At 72.9% G+C, this 15,790-nt stretch carries 17 protein-coding genes and 1 pseudogene; 9 read left to right on the top strand and 9 right to left on the bottom strand.

The genetic code is table 11. The annotated features are described in order from the left end of the window. Position 1: 1 nt before the first annotated feature. The 3 genes from paaC to paaE are packed head-to-tail and all read left to right on the top strand — an operon-like array spanning position 2 to position 2,784. Entirely contained in the window at positions 2-940 is a 939-nt protein-coding gene (paaC, locus tag ACFVGO_RS13600; protein ID WP_359900512.1) for a 1,2-phenylacetyl-CoA epoxidase subunit PaaC, read from the top strand. A 44-nt stretch (positions 941-984) separates the two neighbouring features. Next, positions 985-1,560, top strand: a complete 576-nt coding sequence (gene paaD / locus ACFVGO_RS13605; RefSeq protein ID WP_359900527.1) for a 1,2-phenylacetyl-CoA epoxidase subunit PaaD — start codon at positions 985-987, stop codon at positions 1,558-1,560. Continuing rightward, a complete protein-coding gene (gene paaE, locus ACFVGO_RS13610; RefSeq protein WP_380631863.1) occupies positions 1,561-2,784 on the top strand; it encodes a 1,2-phenylacetyl-CoA epoxidase subunit PaaE in 1,224 nt (407 codons plus the stop codon). 6 nt (positions 2,785-2,790) lie between these two features. Here paaE and ACFVGO_RS13615 read toward each other — a convergent pair whose 3' ends face one another. Beyond that, positions 2,791-3,954: an NAD(P)-binding domain-containing protein gene (locus tag ACFVGO_RS13615; protein ID WP_380348304.1), complete on the bottom strand. Its 1,164-nt coding sequence runs from the start codon at positions 3,952-3,954 to the stop codon at positions 2,791-2,793. A 184-nt stretch (positions 3,955-4,138) separates the two neighbouring features. Beyond that, positions 4,139-4,510, bottom strand: coding sequence for a YbjQ family protein (locus ACFVGO_RS13620; protein ID WP_359900518.1), 372 nt, complete (start codon positions 4,508-4,510; stop codon positions 4,139-4,141). A 124-nt stretch (positions 4,511-4,634) separates the two neighbouring features. On the opposite strand from ACFVGO_RS13620, the gene ACFVGO_RS13625 reads away from it, so the two are divergent. The 3 genes from ACFVGO_RS13625 to ACFVGO_RS13635 all read left to right on the top strand — a co-directional run bounded on the left by ACFVGO_RS13625 (position 4,635) and on the right by ACFVGO_RS13635 (position 6,760). Then, a complete protein-coding gene (locus ACFVGO_RS13625) occupies positions 4,635-5,564 on the top strand; it encodes a hypothetical protein (protein WP_380348302.1) in 930 nt (309 codons plus the stop codon). Between the two features lie 94 nt (positions 5,565-5,658). Further along, complete coding sequence (locus ACFVGO_RS13630) at positions 5,659-5,841, top strand: hypothetical protein (protein WP_380631866.1); 183 nt, start codon at positions 5,659-5,661, stop codon at positions 5,839-5,841. 148 nt (positions 5,842-5,989) lie between these two features. After that, entirely contained in the window at positions 5,990-6,760 is a 771-nt protein-coding gene (locus ACFVGO_RS13635) for a peptidyl-tRNA hydrolase (protein WP_359900524.1), read from the top strand. Positions 6,761-6,952: 192 nt separating this feature from the next. On the opposite strand, the pseudogene ACFVGO_RS13640 reads toward ACFVGO_RS13635, so the two are convergent. Continuing rightward, positions 6,953-7,228: pseudogene (locus ACFVGO_RS13640) on the bottom strand (DNA-binding response regulator); the annotation flags it as partial. Between the two features lie 181 nt (positions 7,229-7,409). Next, a complete protein-coding gene (locus tag ACFVGO_RS13645; protein WP_380631868.1) occupies positions 7,410-7,913 on the bottom strand; it encodes a MarR family winged helix-turn-helix transcriptional regulator in 504 nt (167 codons plus the stop codon). Between the two features lie 85 nt (positions 7,914-7,998). Between ACFVGO_RS13645 and ACFVGO_RS13650 the strand changes: the two genes are divergently transcribed. Both ACFVGO_RS13650 and ACFVGO_RS13655 read left to right on the top strand, forming a co-directional pair. Continuing rightward, positions 7,999-8,505 carry a cupin domain-containing protein gene (locus tag ACFVGO_RS13650; protein ID WP_063352400.1) on the top strand — a complete coding sequence of 169 codons (507 nt, stop codon included), beginning with the start codon at positions 7,999-8,001 and terminating at the stop codon, positions 8,503-8,505. A gap of 44 nt (positions 8,506-8,549) precedes the next feature. Beyond that, on the top strand, positions 8,550-8,969 hold the full coding sequence (locus ACFVGO_RS13655; RefSeq protein ID WP_380631870.1) for a RidA family protein: 420 nt from the start codon (positions 8,550-8,552) through the stop codon (positions 8,967-8,969). Positions 8,970-9,450: 481 nt separating this feature from the next. Here ACFVGO_RS13655 and ACFVGO_RS13660 read toward each other — a convergent pair whose 3' ends face one another. Further along, positions 9,451-10,569: an acyl-CoA desaturase gene (locus tag ACFVGO_RS13660; protein WP_359898638.1), complete on the bottom strand. Its 1,119-nt coding sequence runs from the start codon at positions 10,567-10,569 to the stop codon at positions 9,451-9,453. Between the two features lie 5 nt (positions 10,570-10,574). Continuing rightward, a complete protein-coding gene (locus ACFVGO_RS13665) occupies positions 10,575-11,654 on the bottom strand; it encodes a ferredoxin reductase (RefSeq protein WP_380631873.1) in 1,080 nt (359 codons plus the stop codon). Between the two features lie 87 nt (positions 11,655-11,741). Between ACFVGO_RS13665 and ACFVGO_RS13670 the strand changes: the two genes are divergently transcribed. Then, entirely contained in the window at positions 11,742-12,881 is a 1,140-nt protein-coding gene (locus tag ACFVGO_RS13670; RefSeq protein ID WP_359898635.1) for a helix-turn-helix domain-containing protein, read from the top strand. Between the two features lie 337 nt (positions 12,882-13,218). On the opposite strand, the gene ACFVGO_RS13675 is transcribed toward ACFVGO_RS13670, so the two are convergent. From ACFVGO_RS13675 to ACFVGO_RS13685, 3 genes are all read right to left on the bottom strand, one after another. Then, positions 13,219-13,962, bottom strand: a complete 744-nt coding sequence (locus tag ACFVGO_RS13675) for a hypothetical protein (RefSeq protein ID WP_359898633.1) — start codon at positions 13,960-13,962, stop codon at positions 13,219-13,221. Positions 13,963-14,005: 43 nt separating this feature from the next. After that, positions 14,006-14,755: a hypothetical protein gene (locus ACFVGO_RS13680; RefSeq protein WP_380631875.1), complete on the bottom strand. Its 750-nt coding sequence runs from the start codon at positions 14,753-14,755 to the stop codon at positions 14,006-14,008. A gap of 65 nt (positions 14,756-14,820) precedes the next feature. Then, positions 14,821-15,738, bottom strand: coding sequence for an ATP-binding cassette domain-containing protein (locus ACFVGO_RS13685; protein WP_380631877.1), 918 nt, complete (start codon positions 15,736-15,738; stop codon positions 14,821-14,823). Positions 15,739-15,790: the final 52 nt, after the last annotated feature.

The following is a 15,790-nucleotide window of genomic DNA, read 5'->3' on the forward strand; positions in this document are numbered from 1 at the left end:
CGTGCACGACCACACCACCTCCACCACCGGAACCACCACCGGCGCCGGCCCGGGCGCCGGCCAGGACGACCACGTCTACCTCAGCCTCGCCGACGCCGCCCCCGGACCCGAGGGCGAGGGCCGCTGGGCGTACGGGACGGGCTTCGCCGACCCGCTGCTCGGCGTGGACACCACGCTGCCCGCCGGTCTGGACGGCGCCGACCTCGCCGCCTACTGCCAGATGCTGGGCGACGACGCCCTGGTCCTCGCGCAGCGGCTGATCGAGTGGTGCACCCGGGCGCCCGAGCTGGAGGAGGAGGTCGCGCTCGCCAACCTGGGCCTCGACCTGCTCGGCCAGGCCCGCCTGCTGCTCACCCGGGCCGGGCAGGCGGACGGCACCGGCCGCACCGAGGACGACCTGGCGTACTGGCGCGAGGAGCACGAGTTCCGCAACGTCCGCCTGGTGGAGACGTCGAACGGCGACTTCGCGTACTCGATCGCCCGGCTGTTGCTGTTCGCCACCGCGCGCGGCGCCCTGTACGAGGCGCTGAGCGCGCACCCCGATCCGGTGCTGGCCGCGGTCGCGACCCGGGGTGTCAAGGAGCTCGCCTACCACCGGGAGTACGCGACCGCCTGGACGCTTCGTCTCGGCGACGGCACGCCGTACTCGGCCGAGCGGATGCAGGCCGGGCTGGACGCGGTCTGGCCGCTGCTGGAGGAGCTGTTCACGGCGCACCCGGTGGAGCTGCGGGCGGGTGTCGACCCGGCGACCCTGCGCGAACCGGTGCTGCGCTCGCTCACCGCCGTCCTCGCCGAGGCCGGTCTGACCCTGCCGGACGCGCCGCCGCTGGCCACCGTCCTCGGCCGGGCCGGCCGGGACGGCGTGCACACCGAGGCGCTGGGCCCGCTGCTCGCCGAGCTCCAGGTGCTGGCCCGAGCCCACCCGGGGGCGACATGGTGACCAACGACATGGTGACCGACGAGGTCGCGACGGGTACGGCGGGCATGGCGGGCACGACGGGCGCGGCGGAACCGACGACCCGCGACGTGGCCTGGGCCGTCGCCGCGGCCGTCCCGGACCCGGAGCTTCCCATGCTCACCCTGGCCGACCTGGGCGTCCTGGCCGGGGTCGAGGTGGACGGCGGCAGCGGTACCGTCACCGCCTGGCTGACCCCGACCTACTCGGGCTGCCCCGCCGTCGCCGAGATGGCCGCCGACGTGGACCGCCGGCTGCGCGCGGCCGGCTACCCGGACGTCCGGGTGCGGCTGCGGCTGGACCCGCCGTGGTCCACCGACCTGATCACCGCCGAGGGCCGCCGCAAGCTCGCCGAGGCGGGCATCGCCCCACCGCGCCCGACCGCCGCCGTCGCGGCCGCGGCCGGACCGGTGGCGCTCACGCTGGGCCCGACCCGCTCCGGAGCCCCGACCACGGCCGGGCCGGGCACCGTTCCCCCCGTGCCGTGCCCGCAGTGCGGCGGGACCGACACGGAGGAGCTGTCCCGCTTCGGTTCCACCGCCTGCAAGGCGCTCTGGCGCTGCCGGGCCTGCCGCGAGCCGTTCGAACGCGTCAAGGAGATCTGAATGCCCGCCGCTTCCGCCGCCGCCGGCTCCGCCGTTCCCGCCGCCGCTGTTCCCGCGTCCGTCGACACCGGGTCCGTCGACACCGGGTCCGTGGTCTCCGCGTCCGTCGACGCCGGGTCCGCGACCGGCATCCGCCCCGCCCGCCGTCCGGCCTTCCACCGGTTGCGGATCGACCGGGTCGAGCGGCTCTGCGAGGACGCCGTCGCGGTGACCTTCGCGGTGCCGGACGGGCTGGCGGGGGAGTACGCCTTCCGCCCCGGGCAGACGCTGACCCTGCGCAAGCTGGTGGACGGCGCCGACGAGCGCCGCTCGTACTCGATCTGCGCCCCGGTCGGCGGGCCGCTGCGGATCGCCGTCCGGGAAGTGCCCGGCGGGTTGTTCTCGCGCTGGCTGGTGCGCGAGGCGAAGCCCGGCGAGGAGGTGGAGGTGCTGACGCCGTCCGGCCTGTTCACCCCCGAACTCGGGGTCCCGGCCGACCACGTGCTGCTCGCGGCGGGCTCCGGCATCACCCCGATGCTGTCGATCGCCGCCTCCGTGCTGGCCGCCGACCTCACCTCCACCGTCACCCTGCTCTACGGCAACCGGCGCAGCGACACCGTGATGTTCGCGGACGAGCTGGCCGACCTCAAGGACCGCTACCTCGGCCGCTTCCAGCTGGTCCACGTGCTCTCCCGGGAGACCAGGGACGCCGAGCTGCTCAGCGGCCGGCTGGACCCGGAGCGGGTACGCGCGCTGCTGGCGGCGCTGGTGGACGTCGGGAGCGTCGGGCACTGGTGGCTGTGCGGCCCGTTCGGCATGGTCACCGGGGCCAAGGACCTGCTCGCGGAACTGGACGTGCCGGGCGAGCGGGTGCACCAGGAGCTGTTCCACGCCGAGGACGAGCCGCTCCCGGAGCGCGACGAGGACTGGGACCGGACGGACGCCTCGGCCGACGGCGGGTCGGGCCCGCAGAGCGAGGTGACCGTCGTGCTCGACGGCCGCGGCAGCACGCTCTGCCTCCCGCGCGACCGCTCGATCCTGGACGGCGCCCAGCGCTCCCGGCCGGACCTGCCGTTCGCCTGCAAGGGCGGAGTCTGCGGCACCTGCCGCGCCCTGGTCACCGGGGGCGAGGTGGAGATGCGCCGCAACTTCGCCCTGGAGGAGAAGGAGCTGGCCGCCGGGTACGTCCTGACCTGCCAGGCCCGCCCGCTCACCGACCGGGTGACCGTCGACTACGACCGCTGAGCGAGCTCAGACGGCGGCGGGTTCCGCGACCCGGTCCGCGAGCGCCGGGCTCCCGCCGGTCGGTGCCGCGAGCGCCGGGTCCCCGAGGAGCTTGACCAGGTCGTTGACGGCCGCGCGGCCGGCCCGGTTGGCGCCGACGGTACTGGCGGACGGACCGTAGCCGACCAGGTGGACGCGCGGGTCTGCGGTGGCGCGGGTGCCGGTGAGGGCGATCCCGCCGCCGGGGGAGCGCAGCCCGAGCGGGGCGAGGTGCCCGACCTCGGGCCGGAAGCCGGTGGCCCAGACGATCGCGTCCACCGGCAGCTCCTCGTCGCCCCAGGCGACCCCGTGCTCGGTCAGGCGGTCGAACATCGGGCGGCGGCGCAGCGCGCCCAGCTCCTGGGCGCGCCGGAGGGCGACGGACGGGCCGAGCCCGGTCACGCTGACCACGCTGCGCACCGGCAGGCCCTGCCGGACCCGCTCCTCGACCTTGGCGACCACCGCGCGCCCGTACTCGGGGGTGAACGGTCCGTCGTGGTAGAGGGGTTCGGAGCGGGTGACCCACACCGTCTCGCCGACGGCGGCGACCTCCGACAGCACCTGGACCGCCGAGGCGCCGCCACCGACCACCAGCACGCGCCGGCCCGCGAACTCCTCGGGACCGCGGTACTCGGCGTAGTGCAGCTGGCGGCCCGCGAAGTGACCGGGGTAGTGCGGGAGGAAGGGCCGGGTCCAGGTGCCGGTGGCGTTGATCAGTGCGCGGGTGGACCAGACACCGTGGTCGGTCTCGACCAGCAGCCGGGCATCCGGTCGTTCGGACTCGGCGCGTACGGCACGCACCGCGACCGGGCGTACGACCGGGAGCGCGTGCCGGGCCTCGTACGCTGCGAAGTACTCCGGCACCACCTCGCGCGCGCGGGCCCCGGGGTCCGGCGGCGGGAGTTCGGCGTCGGGGAGGTCGTGGACGCCGTGCACGGTGGCCATCCGCAAGGACGGCGAGCGGTGCGCCCAGGCGCCCCCGGGGACGGCGTTGGCGTCGAGGACGACGAAACCGCCGTCGACGCCCGCCCGGTACGGGGCGAAACCACGGCGGCCCAGGTGGTAGGCGGCGGAAAGGCCTGCCTGCCCGGCACCCACCACCAGGACGTCCACGCGTTCCGGAACGCTGTTCGTTGCACCGTAAACAGTCACGCCGCTGAAACATCGGGGGGTCGACGGCTGTTCCCGTCGTTCCGCCGGGGCTCCGTCGGCGTCCGTGGAGGAGCGAACGGTGGTCGCGAACGGGAGTGCGCGGGCGGATGCGCGAAGGCGCGAAGGCGCGAAGGCGCGGATGCGCGGATGCGCGGACGTGGAGGAGCAGAGGCGCGGAGGAGCGTCAGGAGAGCGGGGAGATGACCGCGGCGGTGCCGTAGGCGCAGACCTCGGTGCCGACGTCGGCCGCCTCCGTGACGTCGAAGCGCATCATCAGGACGGCGTTGCCGCCGCGCGCCTTGGTCTGCTCGACCAGCCGCTGCATGGCCTCGTTGCGGCTCTCGACCAGGGTCTTCGTCAGACCGCGCAGCTCGCCGCCGATCAGCGACTTCAGACCGGCACCGATCTGGCTCCCGAGGTGGCGGCTGCGCACGGTCAGCCCGAAGACCTCGCCGATCACGTGGTCGACCCGGAAGCCGGGGATGTCGTTGGTGGTCACGACCAGGACGTCGGCGTTCGGGCCCTGCCCGCCGCCGTACTCGTTGATGTCAGCCATGGGACGCATCCTGCCAGTTCCTGCGTCCGAGTGACCGAGGCGTGGCCGGGCGGTGGCCGAGAACGCTTCCGGAAGCTGGTCCCGACCGGTGATCGGGGGGCCGAAAGGCCGTACCGTTAGCCCCATGGGCGAGCGAAGCGATCATCCACAGGGGCCGGGCGCGGCGGAGGACTCCGGCGCGCAGGAGATCGAGGCGACGGTGGTGCTGGGCCTGCGGATCACCGACTGGCCGGCCCTGCGCGCGGCCGCGATCAGGGCCGTCGAGGAACTGGACTTCGACGGCATCGACCCGGCCGGCCAGCGTCGCGAACTGCTGCGCGAGGTCGCCGAGGACGCCAACGCGGCGCTCGGCGCGCTGCTGCATCCGGACCGGCTGGTGGCCGCCATCCCCGGGGTCGAGGCGATGGGCGGGACGCTGGAGATCAGCGTCACGGAGGACTTCACACCGGACTTCGCCGACCTGTTCCCGCTGGAGGGCGACGAGGAGGACGGCGGCGCGGGCGCGGACTGGACGCTCACCCCGCGCACCGCCTGCCTGCTCCACGCCCAGCTGATAGGCCTGGCCGACGCCGCGTACGACGACTTCGACGAGCACGGGGACGAGGCGATCGTCGACGGCGAGGACGCGGACTGGACGGTGTTCGCCCGGCTCCCCGAACGCACCTGGCGGATGCACCGGAGCTGGCGCCGCGCGATGGCCCGGGCCTTCGACGACCTCGCCGACGACCTCGCGCTCGGCGAGTGGCCGCTGCCACGCTGCCTGGCCGAGGACGTGGCGCTGCGGATGGCCCTGGTGGATGCCCGGACGCTGCTCGGCGCCCAGCCCGAGTCGGTCGCGGACATGATGGGCGACCTCCCGGCCGACCTGTACGACTACGACTGGGACGGCTGCCACGACGAACTGTTCGGGGTCTACGGGCCGGACGACGGCGATCCGGAACTGGGGGCGGAGCAGCGCACGGAGGTGCTGCTGGCGGCCACCCACCCGGAGGGCTGGTTCCTGATGTACGAGGACGCCGAGGAGCGGGACCCTCAGCGCGGCTACCGGCGCTGACGGGCCGCTGCGCCGTAGGGCGGGCGTCGGCGTCGGGCGCCGGGCATCGGACGCCGGGTATCGGGCACCCGGGGCGTACGAGTCGGCCCTCCAGGTGCGCGCCTTCTACCCCTCGCTGCACCTCAACCTGGCCTCGGACCACCTCGAGCTCGGCGAGCCGGACCTCGCCCGTGAGCAGCTCGAACGCGCCGTGCGCAGTCTGGACGCGCTGTCGGAGGACGCGTACAGCGAGAGCATCCGGACGGCGGTGGACGAGCTGCGGCAGCGGCTGCGGTGAGCGTGGAGGTGGACGCTGCGGCGGTCGGGCCGGGCCGAGTCGTCCGGAGCGGGGCTGGCATCCTGGACGGGTGACTGATCCTTCCGATGCCCCGACCCCCACTGCCCCGACCTCCACTGCTTCGACCTCCACCGCTCCGACTCCGGCCGTGGTTCCTCCGGCTCCGGTCTCCGAGCCCCCGGCCCCTGCGGCCGACCCCGGCGAGGCCCCGGAGCGAGAGGACCGCGAGGACCGCGACGAGCGGCCGCAGTACGTGCTGCCCCTGGTCGTCCGGATGGAGCGGGCCACTCCGCCGAGCCGGACGGACGCGCTGGAGACCTCGGCCCGGGCGGTGCTCACCCTGCTGTCCGACCCCCGGGTGACCGGGGCGGACGGCGAGTGGGCGGAGCGGGTCGCGGCCTGGGAGGACGCCCGGATCCGCAAGGTGGTCCGGCGGGCCCGGGGTGGGGAGTGGCGCCGGGCGGGCGAGCTGCCGGGCCTCACGGTGCACGGCCGGGAGGCCGAGGTGCGGGTGTTCCCGCCGGTCCCGCTGGACGGGTGGCCGAAGGACCTCGCCAAGCTCCAGGTGTCCGGGACGGACCTTGAGGAGACGGCCGAGGTCACGGCGCCCGAGCCGGGGCTGCCGGTGCTGTGGCTCAACCCCGAGCTGGAGATGAGCGCGGGCAAGACGATGGCGCAGACCGGGCACGCCGCCCAGCTCGGGTGGTGGCGGCTGGACGAGGCGCAGCGCAAGGAGTGGGCCGAGGCCGGTTTCGCGCTCGCGGTCCGAACGGCCTCGCCGCAGGCGTGGGAGGAACTCGTCCGCAGCGGGCTGCCGGTGGTCCAGGACGCGGGCTTCACCGAGATCGCCCCCGGGCCGACTGTTGTCCTCGAAGGAGGCACGCGCTACTGCCCCACCCCGCGCCTTCGGCGCCCGTGAACGCACCAAGCTGACCCCGAAACAGCAACGTGGCAGGTGAGGCGCGTACGTTCCCGGCAGTCGCATGTCTCCGGCGGGTCTTCTCGGAGCGGGCCGGGGATGGCGCTCCCGCCAACGGGCAGGACGGGTAGGCATCGCGAAGGCCGCGGCCTGTTCGTCGGCGAACTGTCTGGCCGTTCGATGCCGGACCCGTTCGGCGACCGCGCTCAGCACATCCACCTCCCGGGTGGTCAGGGTCACCGGAGCTGGTTGCCGCATGCGGGCAACCAGCCGCTCCGCGACCCTCGGGGTCAGGACGGTCTCGCCGCGGGAGGCGGATCGGATGGCGTCGACGAGCTGATCGCGCGTGGTGTCCTTGAGCAGGTAGCCGATCGCGCGCTCGATCTCCGCGTTGCCGAGGTCGATCGTGCGGATGCCGGCCGCGGTTGCAGTAGTGGTGGTGATCGCGGTCCTGGCCTGCACGGACCTGGCCGCCGGCCGCAGGATGTGAGCCGGCCTCGGAGCCCGAGCTCGGAGGTGGCCGGTCGGGCTGGTGCGGAAGGAAGGAAAGAATGAATTAATCCGTGCCGGCTCAGTCGTCGTTCGTAATGGCTGCGAAGGTCAGGTCCGGGGTCGGTCAGTCGTCGGGCGGGGCCGTCGGGCGGGGCCGTCAGGGCGCCGGGCTCTCCGCGCCCTCGACGTCGGCGAGCAGTTTGCGCAGGAGCCCGTCCAGGGTGGCCCGTTCCTCCTCCGAGAGGGCGGAGAGCAACGCGGTCTCGTTGGCCGCGTGGTCGGTGAAGGCGGCGTCCACGAGGGCGCGTCCGGCCGCGGTGAGGGCGATGCGGACGCTGCGCCGGTCCGCCGGGTCGGTGCGGCGTTCCACCAGGCCCGCCGATTCCAGCCGGTCGATTCGGCTGGTCATGCCGGCCCGCGACATCAGCAGCAGCGCGGCGAGTTCGGAGGGCATCAGTTCGTACGGCGCGCCGGAGCGGCGCAGGGTGGCGAGAACGTCGAACTCGCCGCGCTGGAGGCCGTGTTGCTTGAACACCTCTTCGACGACCCGACCCGCGAGCAGCGCGAGGCGGCCGAGGCGGCCGACGGTGCCGACGGCCGCCAGGTCGAGGTCCGGGCGCTCCCGGCTCCACTGGTCGAGCATGACGTCCACGTGATCCATGGGGGCATGTTATTCGATGGGAGATAGTTAGACGTAGTACTATCAGCCAGGGAACTATCGAAGCGCTCACTGTGGGGAGAGGCCAATGACGTTGATCGGACCGGAAGCCGTGGTGGTGCGGGGCGACGAAGCCGAGACCGTCGGAATGCTCGGCGGCAAGGGGCGGCTGCTGGCGGACTCCAGCGCCACCGGCGGCGCCCTGAGCACCCTGCGCGTCACGCTGGGGCGCGGCAAGGACGGCGCCACTCCGCACTACCACGGGGGCTCCTCGGAGCTGTTCTTCGTCGTCGACGGCTCGGCCCAGGTGCTGGTCGGGAACGAGGTGGTCACCGCCCGCAGCGGCGACCTCGTGGTGGTGCCGCCCCATCTGCCGCACGCCTTCGCGGCGGCGCCGGACTCCGGGGCGGACCTGCTGATCGTGATCACCCCCGGCGTGGAGCGCTTCGACTACTTCCGCCTGCTGGAGCGCATCCGCGCGGGCGAGGCGACGGTCGAGGAACTGCTCGCCAAGCAGGACCTCTTCGACAACCACTTCCTGGAGTCGCCGAGTTGGCGCGACGCCCGGGAGGAAGCCGCCCGGTCCGAGCCGTAGACCACCCGGCACCGAGCCCGGCCCGACACCAGGGGAGGAACCCCGTGACCGACACCCGCACCATCACCAACCCGCCAGGCCTGCACGACCCGACGCCGTTCGGCTACAGCCACGCCGCCTCCGCGCCCGGCGAACCGGTGTTCATCGGCGGCCAGTACGCCTCCGACGCCGGCGGCCAGGTCGTGCCCGGCGACTTCGCCGCCCAGGTGGAGCTCGCCCTCGCCAACCTGCGCACCGCGCTCGCCGGGGTCGGCCTCGGCTTCGAGCACGTGGTCCGGCTCGGCTCGTACATCGTCGACCACGACCCGGAGAAGCTGGCCGTCCTCGGCGAGGCCCTGGCCGGGGCCTGGGGCGACCGGCTGCCCGCGCAGACGCTCAGCGGGGTCGCCTCGCTCGCCCTGCCGGGGATGCTCTTCGAGATCGACGCGGTCGCCGTCCGGCCGACGGCGGAGGCAACGGGCTGACCCACCCGCGCGCAGGGGTCCCACCGGTCGGTGGGACCCCTCGCCGTGCCGCCGCCGTTCGAGCCGGCGCGGACCGCCCACCTGGCCTGGGTCGCCGCGCGCAGCCGTCGTTCCACGGTGTCGGGGCCGTCGCCGAGGAACAGCACCCGCGGGAACGGGCCCTCGTCGTCCACAGATGCACGCCGACTGCTGCACGACGACTGCCGGCCGCCGCAGACCGGGTTGATGCGGATCCCGGATGCTTCCGCGACCTGCCGGTCAACCGCGAGGCGCGCGTTCCCGGCAGTCGCATGCTTCCGGCGGGTCTTCCTGGAGGGGGTGGGGACGGCACTCCCTCTGCCGGGCAAGGCGGGTAGGCGTCCCCGCAACGGTGTGACCCCGCCCCGACCTGTCCGTCGGACGGGCGCCGGTGGGCGGTGGTCACCAGGGGCTCGGGCTTGCGGCTTTCGGCAATCGCCGCCCGGAGAACCAGTACCGGGAATCAGGCCGCGACGAGCTCCTTCTCGCGGGCCGGTGTCTTGACCTTGGGCTTCTTGTTCGGCAGCGAGAGCCGGAAGACCTTGTGCCACGCGGAGAACACCTGCTTGGGCAGCGGCCCGGTGACGTACTCCAGCTCGTACTTTTCGAACAGCGCGCGCACCTTCACCGCGACTTCGGCGTACCGGTTGCTCGGCAGGTCCGGGAACAGGTGGTGCTCGATCTGGTGAGACAGGTTGCCCGTCATGAAGTGCATGGCCCTGCTGCCGCTGATGTTCGCCGAGCCCATCATCTGGCGCAGGTACCACTGGCCGCGCGTCTCGCCCTCGACCGACTGGCGCTCGAAGACCTGTACGCCCTCGGGGAAGTGCCCGCACATGATCACCGAGTGGGACCAGATGTTGCGGACCAGGTTCGCGGTGAACGTGGCGGCGAGCGTGGTGAGGAACGACGGGCCCGACAGCAGCGGGTGGATCACGTAGTCCTTGAGCACCTGCTTGCGGATCTTGCGGCCCACGGCCTTGGCCCGCGCGCGGAACTCCGGGTTCCTGCGGCGGCGCTTGTGCAGGTTCTTGCCGAGTTCGAGGTCGTACGCCGCGATGCCGTACTCGAAGAAGCAGGCGTTGACGAAGTTCCACAGCGGCTGGCCGAGGTGGAGCGGGTGCCACTTCTGGTCCTCGTCGACGCGCATGATGCCGTAGCCGAGGTCGTTGTCCTTGCCGATCACGTTGGTGTACGTGTGGTGCAGCTCGTTGTGCGAGTGCTTCCACTGCTCGGCCGGCGAGACGTGGTCCCACTCCCAGGTGGTGGAGTGGATCTTCGGGTCCCGCATCCAGTCCCACTGGCCGTGCAGGACGTTGTGGCCGATCTCCATGTTCTCCATGATCTTCGCCACGGACAGGCCGGCGGTGCCGATCAGCCACGCGGGCGGGAAGATCGAGAACAGCAGCACGCCCCTGCTGGCCAGTTCGAGCTTGCGCTGCGCCGAGATGACCTTGCGGATGTACGCGGCGTCCTTCTCGCCCCGGTCGGCGAGCACCTCGTCGCGGATCGCGTCCAGCTCGCGGCCGAGCTCCTCGATCTGCTCGGCGGTCAGGTGGGCGGTGGGGTCGATGGCGGTCAAGGTGCCTACCGTTCGATGTCGCAGGGGCCCGCCGCGGCGGACACGCAGGTCTGGATGAGGACACCCGGCTCGGCCTCGGTGATCTCGCCGGTGCGCAGGTCGCGGACGGCGCCCGCCTTGAGCGGCGTGACGCAGCCGAAGCAGATGCCCATGCGGCATCCGGAGGGCATGAGCACGCCGGCCTCCTCGCCGATGTCCAGCAAGGGTGTGGCGCCGTCCGCGTCGACGGTCTTGCCGCTGGCGCTGAACGTGACCTCGCCGCCGTCGCTGCCGCCGTCGCTGTTGCCGTTGCCGTCGCCGGCGATGCGGGGGCGGAAGCGTTCGGTGTGCAGGCGCTCTTGGACGCCGTTCTCGGTCCAGTGCTCCTCTGCGGCGTCGAGCAGGCCCGCAGGCCCGCAGGCCCAGGTCTCGCGCTCGGCCCAGTCGGGCACGAGTTCGCCGAGACGGGCGATGTCGAGCCTGCCGTCTGTGTCGGTGTGCACCTCGGTGAGGCGCAGCTTCTTGTCCGCGACCAGGCCGTGCAGTTCGTCGCGGAAGATCACGTCTTGCGGCTGTGGTGCGCAGTGGACCAGGACGACGTCGTCGACCTCGGTGTCGCGCAGCATGCCCATCACGGGCGTGATGCCGCTGCCGGCCGTCAGGTAGAGCACCTTGGCGGGCTTGGCACGCGGCAGCACGAAGTCACCGGTCGGCTGGTCGAGCTGGATCAGCGTGCCCGGTGTCGCCCTGTGGACGAGGTGGTTGCTGACCTTGCCGTCCGGGATCGCCTTCACGGTGATCGTGATGCGGCCGTCCCGGCGGTCTGTCGGTGAGGTGATGGAGTAGCCACGCCACAGGCGCCTCCCGTCGACGTCGACCCCGATCCGCACGTACTGACCGGCTGTGTGGCCGCGCCAGCCCCGTCCCGGCCTGATCACGATGGTCGCTGCGTCAGCCGTCTCGGGGTGCACGGCCTCGATGCGCCCACGCAGGTCGGCGCCCGCACGCAGCGGGCTGACCAGGTCGAGGTAGTCCGACGGCAGCAGCGGCGTCGTGACCATCTCCAGCAGCTTCCATGCCCTGCTGCGGAGGGCTGCACTCGTCATGACCCCAGCTTGCTGCGCCTCAGGGCGTAAAGTCCTGACCGTAGGATGTGAATCTGGTCGGCTGAATTGTTCGTAGGGAACAAAAACGTGAGCCATGCAATCAGGAGGGCCGCCGAACTGGTCCTGGATGAGACGACGGTCACCGCTCTTCGGGCCGCGCTGACGGCCACCGCCGACGAGGTCGTCCAGGCGATCATTGACGAGGTCCCGCCCTATGCCAACGCGCTTTCGGGCCGCATGGGCGGCACCATCCGCCGGGCCGTCCGCACCACCCTGGGTCACTACCTGGACCTCGCGAGCGGGAACGCCACGAGTGGCGACGCCGGCGACGCGGCCTACGAGCTCGGCCGCGGCGAGGTGCGCGACGGCCGCTCGATGGACGCCCTGCTCAGCGCCTACCGCGTCGGCGCCCGCGTGGCCTGGCGATGCCTGGCAGCGGGTGCCGTACCCGCGGGTCTGCCCGCCGCCGAGGTCGCCAAGTTCGCCGAGCTGACCTTCGCCTACATCGACGAGCTCTCCGCCGCGAGCGCCGCGGGCCATGCCGACGAACTGGCCGCCCGGGGCAGGGCCCACGAGCGCCACCTGGAACACCTGGCCCGCGACCTCCTCGCCGGCGCGAGTCCGGACGTGCTGCTGGCCGCTGTTCAACGGGCCGGGTGGCAGCCCCCGGTTTCGCTGACCGTGGTCCTGCTGCCCGCCGCCCAGGCCCGGCCTGCCTACCGCGTGCTCGACCCGGGCACTCTCGTCCTCGACGACCTGCCGGACGCCACCGGTGTGCTGCTCGTCCCCGATGCCGACCGGCCGCACCTCCTGCGGCAGCTGACCGGCCGCACCGCCGTGGTCGGCCCGGCACGGCCATGGACTCGTGCGTCCGCCTCGTACGCCCGGGCCGTACGCGCGCGCTCCCTTTCCGCTGAGATTCGCGACACCGAGGACCACCTGCCCGAGCTGGTGCTGAGCGCCGACGTGGACGCGTTCGCAGACCTGCGTGCCCGAGCCCTCGCGCCGTTGCGGGCCTTGCCCGTCGCGACCGCGGGGCGGCTGGAGGAGACGTTGCGGGCGTGGCTGCTGCACCAGGGCAGGCGGGACGAGGTGGCGGCGGCGTTGTTCGTCCATCCACAGACAGTCCGGTACCGGATGTCGCAGCTGCGGGAGCTGTTTCCGGATCTCGCCTCGCCGGACCGCGTCCTTGAACTGACCATGGCGGTGGGTCTTCGGGGCAGCTGACGCGTACTTCGACCGTCCACGACTGCGTCCGCGAGCGGGCCAGGAATCCTGCCTCGTTCTCGGTGTCGGTCCGGGTCCTGCATCCGGGTGCAGGACTCGGGCGCAGGGAGATCGCGCCGGGCAGCTGCACGGTGATCGCGGAGCATCCGGCGCTGCGGTGGCGGCGGGGCCGGGCGGGTGTCGGGTGGCTCTCGGGTGGCGGGTGTCGGGCGGGCGACGGGTGGCGGCGACGAACGGCGGCGAACAGATGACGGCCAACAGATAACAGCGAACGGATGACAGATTTTGAAATCTGTCATCCGCCATCTGTCATCCGTCCGCTGTTCCCCGTCGCCCGTCAGCTCGGCTCGTACCGCCGCATCGCCCGCAGTCCGCCGTACGCCGCCAGGGCGGTCCAGAGCGCCATGATCAGCAGCCCGGTCCAGTGGCCGTAGTGGACGCCCGGCTCGGGCTGGGTGCGCATCGCGTACAGGCCGGCCCGGTCGGGCAGGAACTGGCCCAGTTCGCGGACACCGGGGATGGCGGCCAGCCAGGTGGTGCCCAGGAACACCATCGGGGTCAGCAGGCCGAGCGCGGCGCTGAAGTTGCCCAGCATCGCGGTCAGTCCGAGGCAGATCAGCACCATCATCGGGTGGTACAGCACGCCGGCCAGGAAGCTGCGGGTCAGGCCAGGGGTGGAGAGGTCCAGGCCGACGGTGGCGCCGACGACCAGGAACGAACCCGCCGTCGAGGCCAGCCCGAGCAGCAGGCCCAGCCCGGTGCCGAGCGCGAGCTTGGCGCCGTACAGTCGGCCGCGCCGGGGGACGGCGGTGAGCGAGGTGCCGATCATGCGGGTGTTGAACTCCTGCCCCACCAGCAGGATGCCGAGGCAGGCCACCGCGACGTGCCCGAAGAGCAGTCCGTAGAAGATCCCCCCGGCCGGGTCCTCGCCGGCCGTGTGGTCCTTCGCCCCGTAGGCGGCGTTGACGGCCGCCGTGACGCCGACCGTCAGCGCCAGGGCGACCAGCGGGGCCGCCCACTGCGAGGGCAGGGTGGTGAACTTGACCCGTTCGGCGCGAACCGCGTCGGCCATCGTGCTCATCGTCGCTCCCATGTCCCGTCTCCCATGTCCTGTTCGCCCGTGGTCACTTGGCGCGCCGCATCGCCCGCAGTCCGCCGTACGCCGCCAGGGCGGTCCAGAGCGCCATGATCAGCAGCCCGGTCCAGTGGCCGTAGGCGATCTGCGGGTCGTCGACGTACCGCAGGGCGTACTGGCCGGCCCGGTCGGGCAGGAACTGCACCATCCGGCGCACCCCCGGGACTCCGCCGAGCAGTGGTGAGAGCAGGAAGAGGGTCGGGACCAGCAGCCCCATGGCGGCGGTGAGGTTGCCCAGCACGGCGGTCGTTCCGAGGCAGAGCACCACCACCAGCGTCTGGTAGAGCACCCCGGCGACGGCGGTGCGGACGAAGGCGGGCCCGTCCCAGTCGGCGGGGACGGAGGCCGCGTACCCGGCGAAGGCGCCCGCCGTGCCGACGGCGCCGACCGCCAGGCCGACCAGTGCGCCGAGCGTGAGCTTGGCGCCGTAGAGCCGGCCGCGTCGCGGGACGGCGGTGAGCGAGGTGCCGATCATGCGGGTGTTGAACTCCTGCCCGATCAGCAGGATGCCGAAGCAGGTCAGCGCCGCCTGGCCGAAGTTGAGGCCGTAGAAGACGCCGACACCGGGGTCGTCGGTGATGTTGTGGTCCTTGCCGCCCAGGGCCGCGCCGACGGCGGCGGTGACGCCCGCGGTGAGCACCAGGGCGAGCAGCGGGGTGATCCAGAGCGAGCGGAGCGTGGTGAGCTTGATCCACTCGGCGCGCAGGGCGTTGACGGCAGGGGACCCGGAAGACGTCACGACGGATGTCGCGGCGGATGCCACCGCGGATGTCGCGGCGGACGTCACGGCAGGGGTCGAGGCGTTCACGCGGCGGCCTCCGCACGGTACTCGACGCTGTCGGCCGTCATCCGCATGAACGCTTCCTCCAGGGAGTCCTGTTGCACGGCGATCTCGTACAGCACCACGCCGTCGGCGGCGGCGAGCGCGGCGATCCGCTCGGGTTCGGTGCCGCTCACCTCCCAGGCGCCGCCGGCGACTTCGGTGGCGTCGAGGCCGTGTCCGGGGTCGCGGAGCAGGGCGGCGAGCTTGGTCGGGTCGACGGCGCGGACCCTGATCCGGGTCCGGCCGTGGTGGTCGATGAACTCGGAGGTGGCGGCGTCGGCCAGCAGGCGGCCGCGCCCGATCACCACCAAGTGGTCGGCGGTGAGCGCCATTTCGGTCATCAGGTGGGAGGAGACCAGCAACGCCCGGCCCTCGGCGGCCAGATCGCGGAGCAGGGTGCGGATCCAGCGGATGCCCTCCGGGTCCAGGCCGTTCACGGGCTCGTCCAGCAGCAGCACCGGCGGGTCGCCGAGCAGTGCGGCGGCCACCCCGAGACGCTGGCGCATGCCGAGCGAGAAGCCCCGGATCCGCCGTGCGGCCGCGTCCGCCAGGCCGACCTGGCCGAGCACCTCGTCCACCCGGCGGGCCGGCAGCCCGTTGCTCGCGGCGAGCCAGCGCAGGTGGCCGTGCGCGGTCCGGCCGCCGTGCAGTGCCTGGGCGTCCAGCAGCGCTCCGACCGTCCGCAGCGGGTCGGGCAGTTCGACGTAGGGGCGGCCGTCGACCAGGGCGTACCCGGCGGTCGGCCGGTCGAGGCCGAGGACCAGGCGCATGGTGGTGCTCTTGCCAGCGCCGTTCGGGCCGAGGAAGCCGGTCACCACGCCGGGTCGCACCTCGAAGGTCAGGTCGTCGACGACGCGCCGGCCGTCGTACTCCTTGGTCAGGCCCTGGATCTCGATCACGGCCCGCTCCCCTCGTCTCGTCGTCTTGGCGGTCTTCGCCGGTGCTCGCTGT

Source organism: Kitasatospora sp. NPDC057738 (assembly GCF_042798815.1).
In the GTDB taxonomy this organism is placed as follows: Bacteria; Actinomycetota; Actinomycetes; order Streptomycetales; family Streptomycetaceae; genus Kitasatospora; species Kitasatospora lactacystinica.

What these genes read in the sequence shown, in the direction of transcription:
- ACFVGO_RS13625 (WP_380348302.1), top strand. Translation starts at nt 4,635, where the DNA reads ATGGGCGAGCGAAGCGATCATCCACAGGGGCCGGGCGCGGCGGAGGAC.
- ACFVGO_RS13645 (WP_380631868.1), bottom strand. Translation starts at nt 7,913, where the DNA reads ATGGATCACGTGGACGTCATGCTCGACCAGTGGAGCCGGGAGCGCCCG.
- ACFVGO_RS13650 (WP_063352400.1), top strand. Translation starts at nt 7,999, where the DNA reads ATGACGTTGATCGGACCGGAAGCCGTGGTGGTGCGGGGCGACGAAGCC.
- ACFVGO_RS13620 (WP_359900518.1), bottom strand. Translation starts at nt 4,510, where the DNA reads ATGGCTGACATCAACGAGTACGGCGGCGGGCAGGGCCCGAACGCCGAC.
- paaE (WP_380631863.1), top strand. Translation starts at nt 1,561, where the DNA reads ATGCCCGCCGCTTCCGCCGCCGCCGGCTCCGCCGTTCCCGCCGCCGCT.
- ACFVGO_RS13675 (WP_359898633.1), bottom strand. Translation starts at nt 13,962, where the DNA reads ATGAGCACGATGGCCGACGCGGTTCGCGCCGAACGGGTCAAGTTCACC.
- paaD (WP_359900527.1), top strand. Translation starts at nt 985, where the DNA reads ATGGCGGGCACGACGGGCGCGGCGGAACCGACGACCCGCGACGTGGCC.
- ACFVGO_RS13665 (WP_380631873.1), bottom strand. Translation starts at nt 11,654, where the DNA reads ATGACGAGTGCAGCCCTCCGCAGCAGGGCATGGAAGCTGCTGGAGATG.